The sequence below is a fragment of the Nocardia transvalensis genome, from assembly GCF_015477765.1.
GTDB lineage: Bacteria > Actinomycetota > Actinomycetes > Mycobacteriales > Mycobacteriaceae > Nocardia > Nocardia transvalensis_A.
This window is the reverse complement of sequence record NZ_JADLQQ010000008.1, coordinates 99,970-121,147: the sequence shown is the minus strand read 5'-3', so window position 1 is coordinate 121,147 and position 21,178 is coordinate 99,970. Positions and strand designations below refer to the sequence as shown.

The following is a 21,178-nucleotide window of genomic DNA, read 5'->3' as shown; positions in this document are numbered from 1 at the left end:
CTGGTGTTCCCGAGATCGACCGCAAAAACTGCCGTATGCATGTGGAGCAAGATCACTCGAAACCTGGGATTGTGCGTGGCGGACGACATGAGTTCGGATCTGCATTCGCTCGCAGCAGGTCCGATCGGCTAGCATCTGGATGTTTACATGACGGATTGAGAGGATCGGGTGGGGCGGTGTCGCGCGTCAACGGCACGGTATCGGAATCGAGGGTGTGCCCGTTCCGAGGAGCAGGAACGATATCTCAGTGAATCTCGATCAGCTTCGAAATGCAGATCCGGGGAAATGGCAAGCGGCGGCTGATGATTTGCTGACGGCGGCGAAGGACTGTGAAGAAGCTGTCGCCGAGATCCACGCCAATGGCACCCAGCCATTGAAGGAATCGTGGCCGGACTATCTCGGCGACATCGTCCGTGACCGGGTTACCGGGGTTGCCGACAAACTGGAGGAGATTGCCGTCCTGCTCCGGGGAGCGGTGACAGCGCTGGACACGCTCGAGCATGCCGCCCGCATCGCGCAATCACAAGCCAGCTCTGCGATCTCGGCCGCCATCGTCGATGGCCTCGAACTCCATGATGATTTGGTCGTCGTTCCGCCGGACCACCACGATCCCGGCGCCGCCGTAGCCACCCGGGACAGATACAACGCGCTGATCAAAGACGCCGTCGACGCCGCAACGAAGGCAGATGAGGAAGTCGCGGGCGCACTGCGCAAACTGAACATCAGTGTCGACAACAGTTCGCTGGACGAAGCACGCAAGCAGCAGTCCGCCGCCGTTCAAGATGCGCTCGATGCTATTCGTGAAACCCTGCCACAAGGACAGTCACCGGAAGTCGTCCAGAAATGGTGGAACTCGCTGCCGGTCGATCGCCGAGAAGATCTGATGAAGGCTGTGCCAGTGGAGTTGCACGACCTGAACGGAATCCCGGACAGCGTCAAGAAAGAACTCGAAGGAACCAACGGCTACAACGCCGTCACGGCCGTCCGGTACGCGCGTGAGCATTGGAACGACAGCTCGATCGACATCTTCGACAACAACTGCGCAAACTTCGTGTCGCACACCCTGTCCGACGCGGGGCTAGATCCAAAGGGCGGCATCACAACCCAATCCGATGCCTGGGGGCGCAGCCGTGGCGCTGGGATCGACTTCGACCCGCCCGGCCCAGGATCCATTCAAGGCCTCACCCACACCGATACCTGGTTTAATGCGGAAAAGCAGAAGAGCTTCTTCTTGAACAATGGTGCCCAGGATGTGGGGGTCGGAGGTGCGAAACCGGGCGACATCATCTACTTCGAGCACACGCAGAAAGTTGGTGAATACAACCCGGGTGAAGCACACCACGCTGCGGTTGTCACGGCGGTCCTGCCGAACGGTGATGTCCTGTATTCGCAGCACACCACCAGCGGCAGGGATTTGAGTCTCGCAGATCGTATCGGCTTCGCCAATCAGGACGGCGGCACACAGAACATCCGCGTCATTCGCCCGAAGGAGACATGGTGAACAACCGCTCGCCTCTGTTCGCTGGGACTACGGCGGCTGTATCCTTGGCCGTCGGCATTGTCGCGCTTGTTGTCGCCGACGGGCTGCTCGACGACCGGAAGCAGCAGCTCCTCGACAGTCGATGCAAGAGGACCGTCGAAGTCCCGGCCGCGGCCACGGTGCTCGACTACACCGGCGCTGCACTGTTGATCGTGTCGACTCTGTCTCTCGCGGTGCTGGCGATCATGCTGATCAGCAGACCAGGGCGGCTCAAAGCCGTATGGATCACGATTGCGGGGATAGCCTGTCTGGGTGTCGGCCTCTACGCGGCGCTCGTGACCGTAGGCACGGTAGCACCAGGTTCCTACGAACCGAACTCTCCGCAGTACGATCCCTGCCCGTCTCGCATCTGAAAGGCGTCAGCACATGGGTGAAATCTGCATCGAACCCGAAGGTGCAAAACAGGCAGGCGCTGCGATCTCCACCAACAGCAGCGAAGCCAAGACCAGGCTGGAAGCGCGATTCGACGAAATATACCCGGCGGCGCAGGCCAACGCAGGCTGGAGAACCGGACAGGCGCTCGTCGACTTCGCCGACGCCCGCAAGAACGACATCCTGTCCAGCCTGCAGGAACTCGACAGCATAGGCCAGAAGATCGTAGAGACTGTCACAGCAAAAGTTGCTGTGGACGAACACTATTCCGACAGTCTCAGCCGCATCGGAAAGGCCGTCGACTCCATGTCGGAATAGTCTCGCTGTGATCTGGAGAATCAGACGCCAGGTCTCCGGGACAATTCAGGCGAGACCCATCCGCGACTGAGATCGACTGTTGGGCGCGCGGCCACGGGCTCTAGGAGCTGCTCATTCGCCGACGGTGCCGTCGATTCGTTCGCGTAGGAGGTCGGCGTGGCCGTTGTGGCGGGCGTACTCCTCGATCAGGTGTAGGTAGACCCAGCGGAGGGTGTGGGTTCTGCCGGTGCGTGGGTTGACGAAGGTGTGGTCGAGTGGAAGGTCTGCTACCAGTTTGTCGCAGGTTTCCAGTTCGGTGCGGTACAGGGCGAGGTCGCGTTCGGGGTCGGCGTCGGCGACGTCGTCGAAGTCGCCGTTGAGGTTGGTGTCGGTGAAATGGATGGGTGCGATGGGCTCGCCGAGGACACGCCGCCGGAACCAGACGCGTTCCACGTCGGTGAGGTGCCGCACCAAACCCAGCAGTGACATCGCCGACGGTTCGGTGCTGCGGCGTTTGAGCCGATCGGCGTCGAGGCCCTGGCATTTGAACAACAGCGTCTGCCGGTGGAAGTCGAGAAACGATTGCAGCATCGAACGCTCGTCGCCGACGTCGATCGGCTCGGGGCGGTCCACCTCTGGAGCGGTCCACGTCATGCAGCGACTGTAGGCGAGATCATGACCGGTATCAGCCGAATTACAGATCGTGCACGCGTCTGCGGAGGTCGCCGTAACGGGACCGGATCTGCCGACCGGAATCCCCTGGCGGCGGGGGGATTTCACGGACCGACGGTACCGGCCAGGACGGCGGCTCCGGTGTCTCCGTCAGCACCCAGGCAGCCTGACGCGCCGCTCCGAGTGCCACGTACTCGCCGGGCTCGGGCACCGAGATCGCGAGATCGAAGATCTGGGCGGCGATGTCGGCGACCAAGGGGTTCGCCGCCGCACCGCCGACCAGCAGCACGCGCCGCGGCTCGACGCCGGTGGCGCGCAGGCAATCCAGGGCATCGGCGAGACTGCACAGCATCCCTTCGATTCCGGCGCGCGCGAGATGACTCGGATGCATGCTGTCCGGAGTCAGGCCGTGCAGGGTTCCGGTGGCGTCGGGCAGATTCGGGGTGCGTTCGCCGGTCAGATACGGCAGCATCGTCAGCCCTCGGGCCCCGGGAACCGACTGACGGGCAAGGGTTTCCATGTCGGCCAGCGGAACCGACAGCAGGGCGGCCATCGCCTCCAGCACACGGGCCGCATTGAGGGTGCACACCAGCGGCAGGTAAGCACCCGTGGCATCGGCGAATCCGTTGACGGCACCGGTGCTGTCGGTGCTGGGCCGCCGGCTGCGGGTGAAGACGGTCCCGCTGGTTCCCAGCGACACCACCACATCCCCGTCGGCGAGACCCAAACCCAATGCGGCGGCGGCATTGTCACCGGTGCCGGGGGCCACCAGCACCCGGTCGGGCGTCTGCCCGGCCGCCTCGGCCGGACCGAGCACGCGCGGCAGCTGTGGCCACCGCCCCCGGAAGGCCAGGGCCACAAGGTCTTCGCGGTAGCGCCCGTCGAACGGCGACCAATAGCCCGTTCCCGACGCATCGCCCCGATCGGTGGTGGGCTCGATATCGACCGTGCCGCCGCGCAATCGCCAGGTGAGATAGTCGTGCGGCAGCAGCACCCGCGCGACCCGATCGGCAAGTGCGGGTTCGTGATCGGCCACCCACCGCAGCTTCGCCACCGTGTGCGCGGCCAACGGAACACTGCCCACGGCCTCGGCCCACGCCCGGGGCCCACCGAATTCGGCGACCAGATCGGCCGCCGCGGCAGCCGAACGGGTGTCGTTCCACAGCAGGGCATCACGCACCGGCACACCGTCGGCATCCAGCGCCACCAGACCGTGCTGCTGGGCTGCCACCGACACGGCCGCGACCCCGTCGAACAGGCCGTCACCGGCGACGGTCAGCGCGTCCCACCACGCCTCGGCGGGCACCTCCGTACCGTCCGGATGCGGAATCCGCCCCTGCCGCAGCACCTTTCCGCTGTCGCTGTCGCAGACCACCACCTTGCACGACTGGGTGGAGCTGTCGACACCGGCGACCAGCATCAGGGCCGCTCCGCCGCCGAGGGCCGGATCTGGATCTTGCGGCCCGTCCCCGACCGGAACGTCCGCAGCGCCTCATCGAATTCGGTGAGCGGGAAATCGTGGGTGATCATGGTCTCGGCGTCGATCACGCCCTCGCCCATCAGGTCGACGGCGCGGCCGAAACTGTGCAGCACCGCCATGGATCCGACGATGGTGATCTCGTCGTTGTAGATCCGGAACGGCGAGATCGAGGCCCGCGCCGCGCCGGCCGCGACGCCGAACTGCTGGAATGTGCCGCCGCGCCGGACGCGGCCGAGCCCGTCCTCGATGGCGGGCACGGAGCCGGTGCAGTCGATCACGATCTCCCAGCCCTCCGGACGATCCAGATCGTCGGCGGATACGGCCGCCGCATCGGCGCCCAGGGTGCGCGCCACCTCCAATCGGGCGATGTTGACGTCGACCATCGACACCGAGGCCGCCCCGGCCGCGGTGGCCAGCTGCAGCATCAGCAGGCCCATGGTGCCCGCGCCGTAGATCAGATAGTGCGACCCCAGCTGCCTCGGCAGCACGTCGAAACCGTGCACCGCACACGACAGCGGCTCCACCAGCGCGCCGTGCGCGGCCGTGATGTGACCGGGCAGCGCGTAGCAATTGGCCGCGGGCACCTTCACGTATTCGGCCATGGCGCCGTCGACCGTGTCGCCGATCGCGGCCCAGTTCTCGCACAGATTGCCGCGGCCGATCGCGCAGTAGTGGCAGCGCCCGCAGAACAGCGACGGATCGACGGCGACCCTGTCCCCGACCCGCACCCCCGCGGCATCGGCGCCCACGGCCACCACCTCACCGGCGAACTCGTGACCGGGCACGATCGGATACGGGGTGGGCGGGAATTCGCCGTCGACGATGTGGACGTCGGTACCGCAGATGCCGACCGCACCGACCTGCACCACCACCTCGCCGGGGCCGGGCGTCGGGTCGGGCACCGACTCGACCGAGAACCGTCCGGGTTTGTCGATCACCAGGGCACGCATATCTCCACCTTCCACCCCATCTGCTCGTACACGGCGCAATCACACGGATGCGGTGTGCCGACGTGCGACAACCGACCTGTGCTGATACCACAGTGCAGTGGTAGCGATATCCGCGTTTTCCAGCGGTAAATAGAGACCGTCGTCACCCCAGCCCAGCGCCTGAATGGTGACACGCAGGCTGCGGTGGAAGCAGATCGGGTCGCGCACATGCCAGCGGTACAGCCCGAACCGCTGCCAGGGCTGGTAGATCTGATCCGGCGGCAACGCCTGGATGAAGCCGAGATACGGCGTGGAGTAGGTGCGGTATAAGCCGCCGAGGTCGAAGTTCCACGCACCGCCGACATAATCCTCGGTCCCGGTGCCGCAGATGGTGGGGAATTCGGTGTCGCCGTCGAAATAGAACTTCACCTCACCCTCACCCCACCAGCGCGGAGCATTCGGCGAGATGGCCAGATAGGTGCCGACGTAGCGGCCCGGTCCCGGCACCTCGTCGAGGATGGTGTGGATCGCCGGGCGACCCAGCGGGTTGCGCCGATGCCAGCGGGCGTGCAGATATCCGGCCTCGCGCGGCACGTCCTGTTCCAGATAGGTGATCTGGTAGTACACCGGCACCATGCGACCGCTGCCGTTGGTCAGCGTGATGCGGGCGTGCCCCCGAAACGGCATCGGCCAGTAACTGTTCAGCCCACCGGCCGGGTTGACCACCACCATCTCGGAATTCACCAGCGCCAGCACGTCCCACGCATTGCAGAAGAACGAGCCCAGCGGCACATCGATGGCCGGATCGGCGTCGGAATCCCAATACAGCCGCAAGGTGATCTGCTGCAGGGCGGTGCGGTCGGTGGTCAGCCAGATGTGGCGGATGATGCCGGGTCCGGAAATGTCCGCGAGCGTGGCCGTCTGCCCCGCCTGCAGGTGGATCGAGGGCGACACCTTCCAGCCGACACCCAGCTTCCTGGCCGCCTCCGCCCCGGTCCCCGTGGTGGCACGCCCTCCCTGGCCCGGAGCCCCGGTGGGGTTCTCCGCACTGATCGAACGGGTTCGCGCCTGATCGAGACGCCATATCTCGTGCACCATTTGGATTTTGGCACGTTCACCGGCCGGTTCGGATCCGAATCGCCATGACATGATGAAGATGTGACTGCCGAAGGGCACGCCCTCGCCGAACAGCTGGTGCGCGAGATGTTCCCGCACGCCAGGGCGGCATGGCTGGGCGGCAGCACGGTCACCGGAACGGCAACGGCGACCTCGGATCTGGACATCACCGTGCTGATGACCGACCCGCCCGCGCCCTATCGGGAATCGCTGCACTACAACGGGTGGCCGGTGGAGCTGTTCGTGCAGACCGAGGCGTCGCTGGAGCATTTCTGCGCCACGGAACTGCGCGAGCGCAAACCCAGCACACTGCGACTGCTCGGCCGGTCGGTGATCCTGCTGGACACCGACGGCAGCGCCGCCCTGTGGCGGGACCGTGCGCGGCGGCAACTCGACGAGGGACCTCCCCCGCTGAGCAATCGCGAGCTGCGCAGCGCGCGCTACGGCATCACCGATCTGCTCGATGATCTGATCGGTGCCACCGATGCCGACGAGCGGCTGATGATCGCCGGAGTGCTGTGGCAGAGCACCGCCGATCTGCTGCTCACCGGGAATCGGCGGTGGACCGGCAGCGGTAAGTACCGGCATCGGGAACTGGCCGCCTTCGACCGCGACCACGGCACCGACCATGCGCGCGAGCTCGCCCACGCGGTGCGCTCGGTCGCGGCCGGTACCGTGCAGCCTATGGTCGATACGGTCACCCGCGCGCTGGATCTGTTCGGGGGCAGGCTTTTCGAGGGATACCGGCTGGAAGGACCGCGCCGAGCGCATTAGCGTCGAGGCCGTGACTTCTCTCGATACCAAGGTGCTGCGCGAGGCGCTGCTCGACGAGACGGATCGGCTGGCCGACCTCTACGCCGCCGAGGATCCGACGACCCCGATTCCGACCTGTCCGGACTGGACGCTGGCCAACCTGATTGCCCACGTCGGCGGTGGACACCGCTGGGCCGCAGCGATGATCGTCAACCGGTCGACCGAGAACCTCGATTTCGCACAGGTTCCCGAGATCCGCCGCCCCCGCGACGTCGGTGAGGCGGTGGCCTGGTTGCGCGACAGCGCGCGGGTGGTCATCGACGCCGTCGACGCCACCGGACCGGAAGTGCCGATATGGACACCGTTTTCGGCCCTGCGCCCGGCCGAATGGTGGGTGCGCCGACGCCTGCACGAGGCCACCGGGCACCGCGCCGACGCCCTGCTGGCGCTCGGTCGCGAGGTGAGCCTGGATCCCGCCCTCGCGGCCGATGGACTGTCGGAGCTGCTGGGCCTGATCGCCATGGGTTCGCCGCGGTTCCGGAACCCGCTCGACGGCGCGGCCGACCTGGCGCTGCACGCCACCGATGACGGCGATATCTGGCGAATCCGCAAGTCCGGCACCAGCATCGAGTGGGACGACGATTCGGCACCGGCGGCAGCGACGGTCGCCGCGACCGCCGTCGACCTCTACCTGCTGCTGTTGCGCCGCATCCCCGCCGACAGTCCACGGTTGGCGGTCTCCGGTGACCGCTCCGTCCTCACCACCTGGCTCGAACGCACCATGTTCTGAACACTGACTGCACCGCAGCGGTATTCACCCGGTGACCACCTCGTGGCGACCCGACCGATGCGACCGGCGGTACTCGCTCGGCGAAATACCCACCTCCCGACCGAAGTGCGCGCGCAGATTGGCCGCGCTGCCCAGACCGCAGCGGTCGGCGACCGCATCGACCGGAAGATCGGTGACCTCCAACAGTTCTCGCGCGCGGATGATGCGCTGGGTGAGCAGCCAGCGCAGCGGCGTGGCCCCCAGCTCGGCATGAAAGCGGCGGGCCAGCGTGCGTTCGCTCATACCCGCCTGCCTGGCGAGATCGCCGACGGTCAGCGGCGTTTCGAGCCGGCCCAGTGCCCACTGCAGCGTGGCGGCCAGCCCCGGGTCGGCGGCGTCGACCGGCACCGGTGACTCCACGTACTGGGCCTGTCCGCCCGCGCGATGCGGCGGCACGACCAGACCGCGGGCCGCGGCATTGGCGGCGCAGGAGCCGAGATCCTTGCGGATCAGGTGAATACACAGATCCACCCCCGCCATGGTTCCGGCGCTGGTGAGAATCCGCCCGTCGTCGATGTAGAGCACGCTCGGGTCGACATCCATGTCCGGATACCGATCCAGCAGGGCGCGGACATGTTTCCAGTGCGTGGTCATGCGGCGGCCCGTCAGCAGTCCGGCGGCGGCCAGCACGAAGGCGCCCGAGCACAGCGCCGCGATGCGCGCACCCGCCTCGTAGGCCGCGCGCACCGCCTCGACCAGATCGGCGGGCGGATCCTGCCGCACATCGGGAGTCGCGGGCACGACGACGGTGTCGGCGGCGATCAGATCGTCGTAGTCGTAGTCGGTGAGCGTGACGAACGGATCCCGCAGGGTGGCGTGGCGGATGCCGCGCGGGCCGCACAACCGAAGGTCGTACCAGGTCGAGGCGTCGACACCCAGCGGCGGTTCGGCGAACACCTGATACGGGATGGCCACTTCGAAGATGGGTTGCCCCGGCGTGACGGCGACGGCGAGTGTGCCCGGATGACGATCGCTCATGTCAGAAATCTAGCGCACATTGGCAAAACAGACACTCGCACCGCTGATCTTGTGTCTGAATAGTTGCACCCATGACCATTACCGCCAAAATCGGTCCACCACAGTCCGTCACGGCAACGCAATCATCGCACCGCTGGCGGGTGCTGGCAGTCGCCGCGGTCGCCCAGTACCTGGCGATCCTGGACCTGTTCGCGGTCACCGCGGCCTTCCCCACCTTGCAGACCGCATTCGGCGCGGCCTCGGCGGGCGCGGTCTCCTGGGTGCTCAACGCCTACACGATCGTGATGGCCGCGCTGCTGGTACCCGCGGGCCGATTCGCCGACGACACCGGCCGCAAACGCGGTTTCCTGGTCGGTATCGCGCTGTTCGGCCTGGCCTCGCTCGCCTGCGGCGCGGCACCGAATCTCATCGTCCTGATCGCCGCGCGGGTGGTGCAGGCCGCCGCGGCGGCCCTGCTGGTGCCGACCGGGCTGGGGCTGGTGCTGCCGTCGTTCGACAAGCGCGAACACGCCACGGTCATGGGCATCTGGACCGCGATCGCCGCCGCGGGCGCGGGCACCGGCCCGGTGATCGGCGGACTGCTCCTGCAGGTCGGGTGGCGGTGGATCTTCTTTCTGAACATCCCGTTCACGGTGGCGGCGGTGATCTTCGGCATGCGGGTGCTCCCGGACATCCGCCGGCACGGCGAACGCACCCTCGATTTATTCGGTGCCGCACTGATTCTCGCCGCCACCGCGGCGCTGACCACCGTGTTCGTCCAATCCACGGAATGGGGCTGGATCTCGCCCGCCACACTGGGCACGCTGCTGGCGGCGGCGGTGCTCGCGACGCTGTTCGCCTGGCACGCCCGCCGCCACCCCGACCCGGTGGTGAGCCCGGCGGTGTTGCGGCACAGCCTGTTTCGGACCGCCACACTCGGAGTGTTCGGCTACTACCTGGCTTTCGCGGCGTTGCTGCTCGAGGCGCCGCTGTTCCTCACCCAGCAGTGGCACTATTCGCAGGTGTGGGCGAGCGTGGCCATCGCCCCGATCGGGATCAGCTGCCTGCTGTCGTCGCCGTTGTCGGGCCGCCTCGTCGGGCGGATCGGCGCGCGTGCCTCGGCCGCTCTCGGGGGCGTGACCATCGCCGCGGCCGCCGCCTGGTGGATCCTGCTGGCCGAGGTGACCACCTCATACGTCGTGATGTTCCTGCCCGGCGCGATTCTCGCGGGTGTGAGCACGACGCTGCTGCAGCCGCCGCTGTTCGGTTCCGCGGCCCTGCTGCCCGCCGAACAGTTGTCGCTGGGCTCGGGGATGCTGATGATGTCGCGGCAGACCAGTTCGGCCCTGGGCGTGGCGGTGGTGACCGCGATCCTGGCCCGCAGCGCCGCACCCGGGTTGTTCGACTACCGCCTCGGCTGGGCCTACGCGGTCGGCACCGGCGTGCTCGCGGCGGTCGCCGGATCGAGGTACCGAGCTACGAGCCGATAACCCTGCCGTCAGTACGCCCGCAGGCCCGGCCAGCCGTAACGCGCCGGGCCGCCGGCGGGTCCGGCGGTGGGTGTCGCGGCGGCCGAGCGCTGCGCGCTCACCGCCTCGGCGTAGCCGGGCATGCGCTCGGCCAATTCGCGCCGCACCGCATCCATGTCCATCCACATGATCTGCTGCACCACGTCTTCCAGCTGCGCCGAGGTCTGGAAGCCCGGATTCGAGTACACCAGCAGCCCCTCGCGGTACGCCTGCAGCGTCGGCAGGCTGCTGACCTGCGCGGCGGCGGTCAGCGCCGGTTCGGCCTCGGTATCGACGGTGGCGTACACGATGTCCGGATGCAGATTCGACGACTCCTGGTAGATCGGCGCGAACTTCGTGCACCACCCACACCAGGACGCCCAGAAATCCACCAGCACGATCTGACCGCCGGATACGACCCGATCGAAGGTGTGCTGCGTCAGGGCCTGTGTGGGCATGCGATCCTCCCGTGCCGCTCGAGCTGGCCTGTCGGCCCGGATTCTCCCACGAACCGGACCGGAAATCAGCCCCCACCTGCCCGGCGCTCCTCGTCGGCGAGGAAATGCGCTGTGGCCGTGGTGTTTTCGTAGAGCTGCCGGTAATGACGGTAGTACCGGTCGTAGTCGGCGGTGCGGGCGGGGTCGGGATCGACGGTGGCGACCACCGGATTCCAGGCCGAGGTGTCCACGCCGTCCGCCTCGGCCGCCAACAGGGCATCGCCGAGACAGGCGCCGATGGTGTCGGCCGGAAGCTGCTGCGGCAGACCGGTGATATCGGAGACGATCCGCGTCCACAGGCCGCCCTTCGTGCCGCCCCCGACCGCGACCAGCCGCCGGGCCAGGCCACCGGCCGCGGCCATCGCCTCCAGGTTGTGCCGCACCCCGTAGCCGATGCCCTCCAGCGCCGCCCGATACAGCTCGGCCCGGCCGTGCCCGAGGGTCAGGCCCGCGACGAGGCCGCGGGCGTCCGGGTCGAACAACGGCGTGCGCTCACCGGCGAAGTACGGCACCAGGATCAACCCGCGGCTGCCCGCCGGAACCTCGCCCGCCTCGCGCACCAGATCGGTGAATTCGCCGCCGACCAAGCGGCGCAGCCAGTCGGTCACCGCGCCGGAGGTGGCCATCCCCGCGGCCAGAGTGTAGGTACCGGGCCAGGTTCCGCATGTTCCCCACAGCCCGGCGTGCGGGCGCGGATCGGTGAGCACCTGGACCAGGAACATGGTGGTCCCGTACATGACCATGGTGTCGCCGGGCGCGCGCACGCCCACGCTGGCCGCCTCGGCCCAGGCGTCGATGGTTCCGGTGGTCACCGGCAGCCCGACCGGCAGGCCCGTCGCCTCGGCCGCCTCGCGGGTCACCTGCCCGACGATCTCGGTGGGCCAGGCCAACTCGGGCAGCGGCAGTCCGGGTGCGACGGCCTCGGCCCAGTCGGCGGCCCAACCCCGCCGGTGCAGGTCGTACATCGGCACGCACTGGCTGGCCGACTGGTGGTCGAGCACGTAGCGGCCGGTGAGCCGATACACCAGAAAGGAGCTGGCCATCAACAGCATTCGGGTGCGGGCGTAGACATGCCGTTCGTGCCGGGCGAGCCAGCGCAGCTTCGGCCCGACTGCCTGGCTGGTCAACGGCGAGCCCGCCCGCGCGAGCACGGCGTCGGCGCCCAACTCGGCGTTCAACTCCGCGATCTCGGCGGTGGCGCGGGTGTCGACGCCGTAGAGGATGGCCGCGCGCAGCGGGGTGCCCGCCGCGTCCGCAGGCAGCAGGCAGGGGCCGATGCCGCTGACGGCCAGCCCGCGCAGCGCGCCACGGTCCGCGCACGACCGGAGCAGCTCACCGGTGAGGCCGGTGAAATCGGACCACCACACCGCCTCCGCGTCGTGCTCGACCCAGCCCGGGCGTGGGGTCGAGACGCCGTGCGCCCGTTCGGCTCTGGCGATCACCGTGCCCTTCTCGTCGACCAGCACGCCCTTGGAACCTGAGGTCCCGATATCGATTCCGAGAAACATCAGTCACCCGCCACTCGTCGAACCAGTCGTGCCGATTCCACCAGAATCGCAGTCGGCACCTCGACACCGGTACGAATCACCGAAAGAGCAAGGGGGCGATCCAGACCCCGCCCTGCCCCCACCCGGCATGGGTGACCCACAGCGTGCCGTCGTCGTCGATCACCTCGGCGGCGTGGGAGCGGATATGGCCGACCTTGTCCTCCGGGCGGAAATGCAGAGGGTTGTCGCTGCGGAACACCTCGGTGCCGACGTACTCGGGGCGGGGGCCGATGAACAGATACCAGAACCCGTTGTGGCGCAGGACGAACGGGGATTCGGTGTTGCCCGCCTCGGTCCCGGTGGACGGATCGGCGAAGGCCACGGCCCGATCACACCAGTGCACCAGATCGATGCTGGTGCGGAAGGCGACCACGTGATTGCCGCCCTCGGGCTCGCTGGTCGCGGTGTAGTACATGACCCACTGGTCATCGACCTTCCGCACCATCGGATCTCGGGCGTCGTAGCCGTCGCGGAACAGGGGCCCGTCCGGGTGCCGAGTCCAGGTGAACATGTCGGTCGAGACGGCGAGATTCATTGCGGTGCGGGTACGGTCGGCACCGCCGCCGTCGTAGTACATGAGATACCGGTCACCGTCGACGATCACGTACGGAGCCCACAGGTGGGTTTCCCCGTAGTCGCGGTCGACCCTGAGCGCCGACGGCTGTTTGGTCCATGGGCCGAGCAGGTGATCGGCTGTGGCGTGGGCGAATTCGGTCTCGTCCCACGGGTTCGCCGGTTCGGGGTGGGTGATTCCGAACAGATGCCAGCGGCCACCCGCGTCCCGGACGATGGTGTGGTCGTTGATGTACCAGGGCTGTGGCTCCCCCACGCTCGGGTCGTAGATGCGGCAGAACGTTCCCGCGGTGACCTCCATACTGCTACGTTGCCGTCCCCGCCCGGCCACGGCACCTCGACACGCCGGGTTTGGCGAGATCGCCGCATGAATGGTCCCGATCGGGTATCCCGGCGTTATGGGTCGGCATCCGCAGCGCACACCGTTCTACGGCGTCCTGATGATCATCGCCGCCATGCTCACGGGGCTGTGGCTGCACGACCAGTCGAGCCTGCCGCTGCGTGTCGTCGGCTACCTCGCCGTCGCGGTCGTCGCCCTGGTCGGCTTCGTCATGACCTTCCGGGACTACTCCTGACCCGTCTCTCATGAGAGTAGGCACAGACAGGATCTCGTGCACGAGGACTTGGTCCTCACCCGTTAGCGCAGGTGGCTACGGCCGCGGCCGTGACCGATGCCAGCACCCCCGCGCACACCATCACCGCCCCGGTCGACGCGGCATCGACGACCACCCCGCCCAACAGCGCACCGCACGCCAGCGTTGCCTGGAACGAGGAGGTGAACAGCACTGTCGCGGCTTCCGGGGCGTGCGGGGCCGAGCGTGCGAACCAGGCCTGCGAGCAGGCCGGGATGGTGCCGTAGGCAAGCCCCCATACGATCAGCAGCGCGATTGCGCCGACGGGCCAGCGGCCCAGCAGGGGCAGCAGCAGTGTGGCGGCGGCGATCAGGACCGCGCTGACGGCGAAGGTGCCGCGCAGGCTCCGGGCGAGCGTCCGGCTGGTGGCCAGGGTCCCGACGATTCCCGCGGCCCCGTAGATCAGCAGGAAACCACCGAGCGACGCACCGACACCGGTGACATCACGCAGGAACGGCGCCACGTAGGTGTAGGCACCGAAGTGCGCGATCACCGCGAGGGCGGTGACCATCAGTCCGGTGCGGGCGCCACGGCTGCGTAGCACATCGAAAAGCACTGCCGCACTGGTTACTTGCAGTGTCGGCAGGGGAGGCAGTGCGCGCAGCAGCGCCGCCGCCACCATCAGCGACAGCGCGGCCAGCACGGCGAACGACACCCGCCAGCCGACGGTCTGCCCCAACTGAGTGCCGAGCGGAACACCGAGCACCGATCCGATCGGCACGCCCGCGAAGATGATCGCGGTGGCGGTCGGCACCGCGGCGGGGCGCACCAGCCGCGGTGAGAGCCCGGCCCCGATCGACCAGTAGCCGCCGATCACCAGGCCGACCAGCGCACGCCCCACCAGCACCAGCCAGTACGCGGGTGCGGCGGCGATGAGCAGATTGGCCACCGCCAGCAGCGACATGAACAGGGCCAGCATGGCGCGGCGATCGAAACGGGCGGTGGCCACGGTCGCCAGCGGTGCGCACACCATGGCCGCCAGCCCCGGCAGGGTCAACAGCAGTCCGCCGGTCCCGGCCGAGACCGCGAAGTCCGCGGCGATCGGGTTCAGCAGCCCGACCGGCAGAATCTCGCTGGTGACGATGGTGAAAATGCCGAGCGACAGGCATACCACGCCGGAGCGGTGCGACGCCGAATCAGGGTGCGGCCGTGGGGGTTCGAGGAGGGTGGACACATTTTCCTTCCGATGGTCGGGTTCGGTGGCGCGCCGCCCTCCAGTAGATCGACCGCCCGTGGCCGGATCCGGCGGATTTCGGCCGACATAGCCGCAGGCACCGCATCGGCGCTTATTCACGTGCGCGCGGGCCGCGCGGTTCCTACCGTGGAGATCGAGACGTATCGAGAAGGGACCGAGACCATGTTTCCCGTCGAGCTGCGCGGCACCCGGGCGCAGACGCTGATGTGGGCCCACGAGCACGAGGTCGAACCGGCCGCGCTGCGCCAGCTGCGCAATATCGCACAGCTGACGTGGGTGCACGGCGTCCGCGTGATGCCGGACGTGCACCTCGGCAAGGGGGCCACGGTCGGCTCGGTCATCGCCATGCGCGACGCTGTCGCGCCCGCCGCCGTCGGGGTGGACATCGGCTGCGGGATGGAGGCGGTCCGGACGTCGCTGACCGCCGCCGATCTGCCCGACGATCTGCATTCGCTGCGGACGCGGATCGAAGCGGCGGTGCCGGTGGGCTTTGCGGCGCACGAGAATCCGGTGAATGTCACCAGGCTGCGGACTCCGGTCGCGGGCTGGGATCGGTTCTGGCGCGAGTTCGACTCTCTGGATCCGGCGGTGCGGTCGCGGGAAGCCAAGGCGCACAAGCAGATGGGCACGCTCGGCGGGGGCAATCACTTTGCCGAAGTGTGCCTGGACGCCGCCGATCGCGTCTGGATTCTGCTGCACTCCGGCAGCCGGAACATCGGTAAGGAGCTGGCCGAGCGGCACATGTCCGTCGCCCGGAAGCTACCCCACAACCGCGATCTTCCCGACCGCGATCTTGCCGTATTCCTGTCCGGCACACCGGAAATGGACGCCTACCGGCATGATCTGACCTGGGCGCAGGAGTATGCGGCCCGCAATCGCGCCGTCATGCTCGCCCTGATCTGCCGGGCCGTGCGGGACGAATTCACCATGCTGACCGTGCATTTCGACGATCCGATCTCCTGTCACCACAACTATGTGGCCGAGGAGATCATCGACGGTGTGCCCATGCTGGTGACCCGCAAGGGTGCGGTCCGCGCGGGCACGGGTGAGCTGGCGCTGATTCCCGGTTCCATGGGCACCCGCTCGTATGTGGTGCGCGGCAAGGGGAATCCGGCCTCATTCCAGTCCGCCTCGCACGGGGCGGGGCGGCGGATGAGCCGTAATGCCGCCAAAAGGCAGTTCTCGGTGGCGGATTTGATCGCCCAGACCGAGGGGGTCGAATCCCGCAAGGACGCCGGGGTGATCGACGAGATCCCCGCGGCCTACAAGGACATCGACGAGGTCATCGCCGCCCAGCAGGATCTGGTGGAGGTGGTCACCACACTGCGGCAGGTGCTGTGCGTGAAGGGGTGAGGGTCAGCGTCTGCGCAGGACACCCACCAGGCCCGCGCCGAGCAGCATGAATCCGGAGATGAGGGCGAAACCGTAAGTGACCCAGGCGTGTACGGCCACCTGCATCTCGCTGTTCAGGAACGGGAGGTTGTTGATCAGCCGGAACGTGTCGTCGGGGAAAAGGATGTGCAGGATGCCCGGGAAGATTCCCCACACCAGGCTGGCCACAATGGTGCTGGCCGGGGAGAAGGCGGCCAGCCCGGCCACCAGCAGCAGAATCAGCGAACCGCCGATGATCTCCAGGGCCGACGTCCAGCGGTCGGTGACGGCGCCGACGATGACCCAGTACCGGATGTCGGCTCCGCCCTTGGCCGCGAAGGCGATTCCGATCGGCGTCAGCACCAGTCCGAACAGCACGCCCGCCACGGTTCCGGAACCCACCCCGCGGCTCTGGAACTGAGCGCCGGGCGGCGACCATCCCGCTGGTGATTCGAACTTCTTCGGCATCGCCCGTCCTCCTGCCGTTCCGCGAGGCATCCTCGCTGTTGCCTCACTCATTGTCCTGCCACGGTCGGAGAAATGTCCGACCGGAGACGGAAATCGTTCACGTGACGCGGCTCGGGCGTTATCGGCTGGTTAGCATCGGGTATGGGTACGACCGCATCGACCATGGCACCACCGGTCATCCCCGGGGTCCGCAGAACTCATATCACCGTGCGCGGTGTGCGATTCCATGTGACCGAGGCCGGACCCGTCGACGGGCGTCCCGTCGTGGTACTGCACGGCTGGCCGCAACACCATTACACCTATCGGCATCTGCTCGCCGATCCGCCTGCGGGGCTGCGGATCATCGCCCCGGATCTGCCCGGCTACGGGTGGTCGGGACCGCCGCCGCACCGCTGGGTGAAGGACGAGATCGCCGGTGACGTACTGGCGCTGCTGGATTCGCTCGGACTCGGGCGCGTGCTGCTGGTCGGCCACGACTGGGGCGGCTACGTCGGATTCCTCATGGTGCTGCGCGAGCCGCAGCGCTTCGACGGTTTCCTGCCGCTCAACATCGCCCATCCCTGGCAGACACCGCGCACCTTCGCGCCGCATGCCTGGCGCTTTCTGCTGTATCAACCGCTGGTAGCGGGCCCGGGTGTGCCGCTGCAGCGCCACACCCGCTTCCTCGAGCGAGTCTTCCGGCTGGGAGTCACCGACCACACCGAATTCACCCCCGAGGTCATCCGTACCTACACCGACCGCTTCCGCGACCCGTCCGTCGCCCGCGCCGCCACCGACACCTACCGCACCTTCCTACTGCGCGAGATCCCCCGCCTACCGCGCAGCCGCCGCCCCCGCGCCACAGTCCCGATCCGCGCCCTGTTCGGCACCGACGACGGCGCCATCCACTACGCCCTCGCCTCCCCCGAAACCGCCGACGCCGACGACTACACCGTCGAATACGTCCCCAACTGCGGCCACTTCCTCCCCGAGGAACGCCCCACCCTCCTCCGCCACCACCTCCTGGCCCTAGCCACCCAAACCCCCCGCCGCACCGCCTAACCCCTGCTGCCCGGCCTGGCGGCCGGGCAGCAGGGAATCAGGAGGGCCCGCGGGGAGTCAGAGAAAGTCCGTCGCGCCTTCTTGGTTGCCAGTCGGGAGGCTCTCCTCGTTCCCTGGTCGAGAGGCTCTCCTCGTTCCCCGGTCGAGAGGCTCTCCTCGTTCCCCGGTCGAGAGGCTCTCCTCGTTCCCCGGTCGAGAGGCTTTTCTCGTTCCCTGCCGACCGGCCGTCAGGCCGGGCGGCAGGGGTGGTGTCGGTGGGGTCGGGCACGATGGGGGCGTGACTGGGAGCGAGCTGCGGGGATCTGCTGAGGCGCTGCTGCGGGAGTTGGCGGGGGTGGGGGCTCGGCTGCGGGAGGATCAGTGGACGGCTATCGAGGCGTTGGTGGTGCAGCGGCGGCGGGCTCTGGTGGTGCAGCGGACCGGGTGGGGGAAGTCGGCGGTGTATTTCATCTCCGCGAAGTTGCTGCGGGCGCAGGGGCGTGGGCCGACGGTGATCGTGTCGCCGCTGTTGGCGTTGATGCGGAATCAGGTTGCGGCCGCGCAGCGGGCGGGTGTCGTGGCGGCGACCATCAACTCGGGCAATGTCACCGAATGGGACGAGATCCACGCCCGGGTCGCGGGCGGGGAGATCGACGTGTTGCTGGTCAGCCCGGAACGGTTGAACAATCCGGACTTCCGCGATTCGGTGCTGCCGAAACTGGCCGCCGACGCCGGTCTCGTGGTGATCGACGAGGCGCACTGCGTCTCGGACTGGGGCCACGACTTCCGCCCCGACTACCGCCGCATCCGCACCCTCATCGCCGATCTGGGCAGCGACGTGCCGGTGCTGGCGACCACCGCGACCGCCAACGATCGGGTGGTCACGGATGTGGCCGGTCAGATCGGCCTCGGCACCGGCCGTCTCGCTGCCGACACGCTGGTGTTGCGCGGCACCTTGGACCGCGAGTCGCTGCACCTGTCGGTGGTCCGCATCGACGATGCCGTGCAGCGCACCGCGTGGCTGAGCCGCTACCTGCACCGGCTGCCCGGCTCCGGAATCATCTACACCCTCACCGTCGCCGCCGCCCACGATCTGGCCGATGTGCTCTCCGCCCACGGACACCGGGTCGCCGCCTACACCGGGCAGACCGACCCGGCCGAACGCGAGGCGCTGGAAACGGCCCTGCTGGACAACGACGTCAAGGCCCTGGTCGCCACGTCGGCACTCGGCATGGGATTCGACAAACCGGATCTGGGATTCGTCGTGCACGTGGGCGCACCCTCCTCCCCCATCGCCTACTACCAGCAGGTGGGCCGAGCGGGACGGGCCACCGACCGCGCCGAGGTGGTGCTGCTGCCCGGCCCGGAGGATCGCCGCATCTGGAGCTACTTCGCGTCGGTGGCCTTCCCCCGCGAACCCGTGGTCCACTCGGTGCTCGACGCGCTCGACCGGGAGCGGCCGCTGTCGACCGCCGCGCTGGAACCGCTCGTGGAGCTCAATCGCTCCCGGCTGGAGATGGTGCTGAAGGTGCTCGACGTCGACGGCGCGGTGCGGCGGGTGCGCGGGGGCTGGCTGGCCACCGGCGAGCCGTGGACCTATGACACCGAGCGCTACGAACGCCTGTCGGCGGCACGCGAGGCCGAACAGCAGGCGATGCTCGACTACCAGTCGACCACCGAATGCCGGATGAACTTCCTGCGCCGCCAGCTCGACGATCCCGGCCTGACCGGCTCCGGCTGCGGCCGGTGCGACAACTGCACCGGCACCCGCACCGACACCACCGTCGACGCGCAGGAGTTGGCCGCCATCCGCACCCGCCTGGACCGCCCCGGCCTCGACCTGCCCCCACGCAAACAGTGGCCGACCGGCATGGCGAAATTGGGAATTCCGGTGTCCGGCAAGATCACCGACGGCCCCGAGACCGGCCGCGTGCTGGGCCGACTGAGCGATCTCGGCTGGGGTCAGCGCCTGCGAGCCCTTCTCGACGGTCCCGACGGCCCGGTCCCCGACCCGGTCTTCGACGCCTGCGTCGCGGTGTTGCGCGAATGGGACTGGAACCAACGCCCCACCGCGGTGATGGCCCTGGAGTCACCCACCCATCCCCACTTGACCGCCGACCTGGCCGCCCGACTGGCCCGCATCGGCCGCCTGCGCGACCTGGGAATCCTGTATGCCCGCCCGGACCGCCCACCGGTCTCGGCGGCCAATTCCGCGCACCGCGTCGCGGCCCTGTTCGATTACTGGCAGACGCCCGACCTGCCCGATATCGACGGCCCGGTGCTGCTCGTCGACGCCCGCACCGACACCGGCTGGACCCTGACCCTGGCCGCCCGCACCCTCCGCCTCGCGGGCGCACCGGCCGTCCTGCCGTTCGCCCTGGCCACGCCTACCTGACCGGCGACCGCATAGATCGGGCATGATCGAGTCGCTATCGTCGGACGGGTGGCCAGCAAGTCTGCGACACCAGCCGTCGAACTGACGGTCGGTGAGCGCACCGTGCGCATCTCGAATCCGGATCGGGTGTACTTCCCCGAGACCGGGGCGTCCAAGCTCGACCTGGTGCAGTACTACCTCGGCGTGGGCGACGGAATCGTCAACGCGCTGCGGGACAGACCCTGCATGCTGCACCGGTTCCCGAAGGGCCTGCCGGGCGGCAAGGTGCATCAGAAGCGGCTACCGGCCGGTGCTCCGGATTGGATCCCGACCGTGCGGGTGTACTTCCCTCGCTACGGCCGCCACGCCGATGAACTGTGCGTGAGCGAACTGGCCGACGTGATCTGGGCGGTGCAGATGTCGACGGTGGAGTTCCATCCGTGGAACTCTCGGCGCTTCGACACCGAGAAACCCGACGAGTGGCGCATCGATCTGGATCCGATGCCCGACTGCCCCTGGTCGCGGGTGCAGCGCGTGGCGGGCGTGGTGCACGAGATCCTCGACGAGATCGGCGCGGTCGGCTGGCCGAAAACCTCCGGCGGCAAGGGTTTACACGTTTATGTGCGGATCGCCCCCGACCACGGCTTCCAGGAGGTGCGCCGGGCCGCGCTGGCCTTCGCCCGCGAGGTCGAACGCCGCGCCCCCGACGATGTGACCACCACCTGGTGGCGCCGCGACCGCGACCCGCACCTGCTGTTCGTCGACTACAACCAGAATGCGCGCGACCACACCATCGCCGCCGCCTATTCGGTGCGCGGCAACTCCACCGCCACGGTCTCCACCCCGGTGCGCTGGGACGAGATCCCCGATATCGACCCGCGCGATTTCACCATCGCCACCGTGCCCGCCCGCTTCGACGAGATGGGCGATCTGCACGCGGGCATCGACGATGCGGTGTTCGATATTCGATCGCTGCTGGAATGGGCCGACCGCGACAAGGTGGAGGTCGATCTGGACGAGGTCGACGAGTGAGCGACGAAGGAGAACT

General features: G+C 68.1%; 21 protein-coding genes. 11 read left to right on the top strand and 10 right to left on the bottom strand.

Going from position 1 to position 21,178, the window contains the following annotated elements; all coding sequences use genetic code 11:
• Positions 1 to 247 precede the first annotated feature (247 nt).
• From IU452_RS39270 to IU452_RS24095, 3 genes are read left to right on the top strand one after another with little or no spacing between them, the layout of a single operon-like run.
• On the top strand, positions 248 to 1,501 hold the full coding sequence (locus IU452_RS39270) for an amidase domain-containing protein (RefSeq protein ID WP_195111424.1): 1,254 nt from the start codon (positions 248 to 250) through the stop codon (positions 1,499 to 1,501).
• Positions 1,495 to 1,893: a hypothetical protein gene (locus IU452_RS24100; protein ID WP_195111423.1), complete on the top strand. Its 399-nt coding sequence runs from the start codon at positions 1,495 to 1,497 to the stop codon at positions 1,891 to 1,893. Before IU452_RS39270 ends, IU452_RS24100 begins: the two co-directional genes overlap by 7 nt.
• Positions 1,894 to 1,906: 13 nt before the next feature.
• Positions 1,907 to 2,230 carry a hypothetical protein gene (locus IU452_RS24095; protein ID WP_195111422.1) on the top strand — a complete coding sequence of 108 codons (324 nt, stop codon included), beginning with the start codon at positions 1,907 to 1,909 and terminating at the stop codon, positions 2,228 to 2,230.
• A gap of 111 nt (positions 2,231 to 2,341) precedes the next feature.
• Here IU452_RS24095 and IU452_RS24090 read toward each other — a convergent pair whose 3' ends face one another.
• From IU452_RS24090 to IU452_RS24075, 4 genes are read right to left on the bottom strand one after another with little or no spacing between them, the layout of a single operon-like run.
• Positions 2,342 to 2,863 (bottom strand): DinB family protein, encoded by a 522-nt coding sequence (locus tag IU452_RS24090; protein WP_195111421.1) that lies wholly within the window; start codon positions 2,861 to 2,863, stop codon positions 2,342 to 2,344.
• Between the two features lie 40 nt (positions 2,864 to 2,903).
• Complete coding sequence (xylB, locus tag IU452_RS24085; protein ID WP_228818708.1) at positions 2,904 to 4,304, bottom strand: xylulokinase; 1,401 nt, start codon at positions 4,302 to 4,304, stop codon at positions 2,904 to 2,906.
• Positions 4,301 to 5,311 carry a zinc-dependent alcohol dehydrogenase family protein gene (locus IU452_RS24080; RefSeq protein WP_195111419.1) on the bottom strand — a complete coding sequence of 337 codons (1,011 nt, stop codon included), beginning with the start codon at positions 5,309 to 5,311 and terminating at the stop codon, positions 4,301 to 4,303. The genes xylB and IU452_RS24080 overlap by 4 nt, the downstream gene beginning before the upstream one ends.
• A gap of 39 nt (positions 5,312 to 5,350) precedes the next feature.
• Positions 5,351 to 6,439, bottom strand: a complete 1,089-nt coding sequence (locus tag IU452_RS24075) for a glycoside hydrolase family 172 protein (protein WP_228818658.1) — start codon at positions 6,437 to 6,439, stop codon at positions 5,351 to 5,353.
• Positions 6,440 to 6,448: 9 nt separating this feature from the next.
• Here IU452_RS24075 and IU452_RS38365 point away from each other — a divergent pair, with 9 nt between their 5' ends.
• Both IU452_RS38365 and IU452_RS24070 read left to right on the top strand, forming a co-directional pair.
• Positions 6,449 to 7,180, top strand: coding sequence for a nucleotidyltransferase domain-containing protein (locus tag IU452_RS38365; protein ID WP_324192794.1), 732 nt, complete (start codon positions 6,449 to 6,451; stop codon positions 7,178 to 7,180).
• 10 nt (positions 7,181 to 7,190) lie between these two features.
• On the top strand, positions 7,191 to 7,949 hold the full coding sequence (locus tag IU452_RS24070) for a maleylpyruvate isomerase family mycothiol-dependent enzyme (protein WP_324192793.1): 759 nt from the start codon (positions 7,191 to 7,193) through the stop codon (positions 7,947 to 7,949).
• Positions 7,950 to 7,973: 24 nt separating this feature from the next.
• Here the strand turns inward: IU452_RS24070 and IU452_RS24065 are convergent, their stop codons facing one another.
• On the bottom strand, positions 7,974 to 8,966 hold the full coding sequence (locus IU452_RS24065) for a GlxA family transcriptional regulator (protein WP_195111417.1): 993 nt from the start codon (positions 8,964 to 8,966) through the stop codon (positions 7,974 to 7,976).
• 71 nt (positions 8,967 to 9,037) lie between these two features.
• Here IU452_RS24065 and IU452_RS24060 point away from each other — a divergent pair, with 71 nt between their 5' ends.
• Positions 9,038 to 10,435, top strand: coding sequence for an MFS transporter (locus IU452_RS24060; RefSeq protein ID WP_195111416.1), 1,398 nt, complete (start codon positions 9,038 to 9,040; stop codon positions 10,433 to 10,435).
• An 8-nt stretch (positions 10,436 to 10,443) separates the two neighbouring features.
• Here IU452_RS24060 and IU452_RS24055 read toward each other — a convergent pair whose 3' ends face one another.
• From IU452_RS24055 to IU452_RS24045, 3 genes are all read right to left on the bottom strand, one after another.
• Positions 10,444 to 10,911, bottom strand: coding sequence for a thioredoxin family protein (locus IU452_RS24055; protein WP_195111415.1), 468 nt, complete (start codon positions 10,909 to 10,911; stop codon positions 10,444 to 10,446).
• Positions 10,912 to 10,976: 65 nt separating this feature from the next.
• Positions 10,977 to 12,458 (bottom strand): FGGY-family carbohydrate kinase, encoded by a 1,482-nt coding sequence (locus tag IU452_RS24050; RefSeq protein ID WP_195111414.1) that lies wholly within the window; start codon positions 12,456 to 12,458, stop codon positions 10,977 to 10,979.
• A 76-nt stretch (positions 12,459 to 12,534) separates the two neighbouring features.
• Positions 12,535 to 13,371 carry a glycosyl hydrolase family 32 gene (locus IU452_RS24045; RefSeq protein ID WP_195111413.1) on the bottom strand — a complete coding sequence of 279 codons (837 nt, stop codon included), beginning with the start codon at positions 13,369 to 13,371 and terminating at the stop codon, positions 12,535 to 12,537.
• 97 nt (positions 13,372 to 13,468) lie between these two features.
• Here IU452_RS24045 and IU452_RS24040 point away from each other — a divergent pair, with 97 nt between their 5' ends.
• Entirely contained in the window at positions 13,469 to 13,645 is a 177-nt protein-coding gene (locus IU452_RS24040) for a hypothetical protein (protein WP_195111412.1), read from the top strand.
• Between the two features lie 55 nt (positions 13,646 to 13,700).
• Here IU452_RS24040 and IU452_RS24035 read toward each other — a convergent pair whose 3' ends face one another.
• Positions 13,701 to 14,876, bottom strand: coding sequence for an MFS transporter (locus IU452_RS24035; RefSeq protein WP_324192792.1), 1,176 nt, complete (start codon positions 14,874 to 14,876; stop codon positions 13,701 to 13,703).
• 183 nt (positions 14,877 to 15,059) lie between these two features.
• On the opposite strand from IU452_RS24035, the gene IU452_RS24030 reads away from it, so the two are divergent.
• Entirely contained in the window at positions 15,060 to 16,250 is a 1,191-nt protein-coding gene (locus IU452_RS24030; RefSeq protein ID WP_195111707.1) for an RtcB family protein, read from the top strand.
• A gap of 3 nt (positions 16,251 to 16,253) precedes the next feature.
• On the opposite strand, the gene IU452_RS24025 is transcribed toward IU452_RS24030, so the two are convergent.
• A complete protein-coding gene (locus IU452_RS24025) occupies positions 16,254 to 16,736 on the bottom strand; it encodes a hypothetical protein (RefSeq protein WP_195111411.1) in 483 nt (160 codons plus the stop codon).
• A gap of 141 nt (positions 16,737 to 16,877) precedes the next feature.
• Here IU452_RS24025 and IU452_RS24020 point away from each other — a divergent pair, with 141 nt between their 5' ends.
• From IU452_RS24020 to ligD, 3 genes are all read left to right on the top strand, one after another.
• Positions 16,878 to 17,777 carry an alpha/beta fold hydrolase gene (locus tag IU452_RS24020; protein WP_228818657.1) on the top strand — a complete coding sequence of 300 codons (900 nt, stop codon included), beginning with the start codon at positions 16,878 to 16,880 and terminating at the stop codon, positions 17,775 to 17,777.
• 277 nt (positions 17,778 to 18,054) lie between these two features.
• Entirely contained in the window at positions 18,055 to 20,151 is a 2,097-nt protein-coding gene (locus IU452_RS24015; protein WP_195111410.1) for a RecQ family ATP-dependent DNA helicase, read from the top strand.
• 48 nt (positions 20,152 to 20,199) lie between these two features.
• Positions 20,200 to 21,162 carry a non-homologous end-joining DNA ligase gene (gene ligD, locus IU452_RS24010; RefSeq protein WP_195111409.1) on the top strand — a complete coding sequence of 321 codons (963 nt, stop codon included), beginning with the start codon at positions 20,200 to 20,202 and terminating at the stop codon, positions 21,160 to 21,162.
• Positions 21,163 to 21,178: the final 16 nt, after the last annotated feature.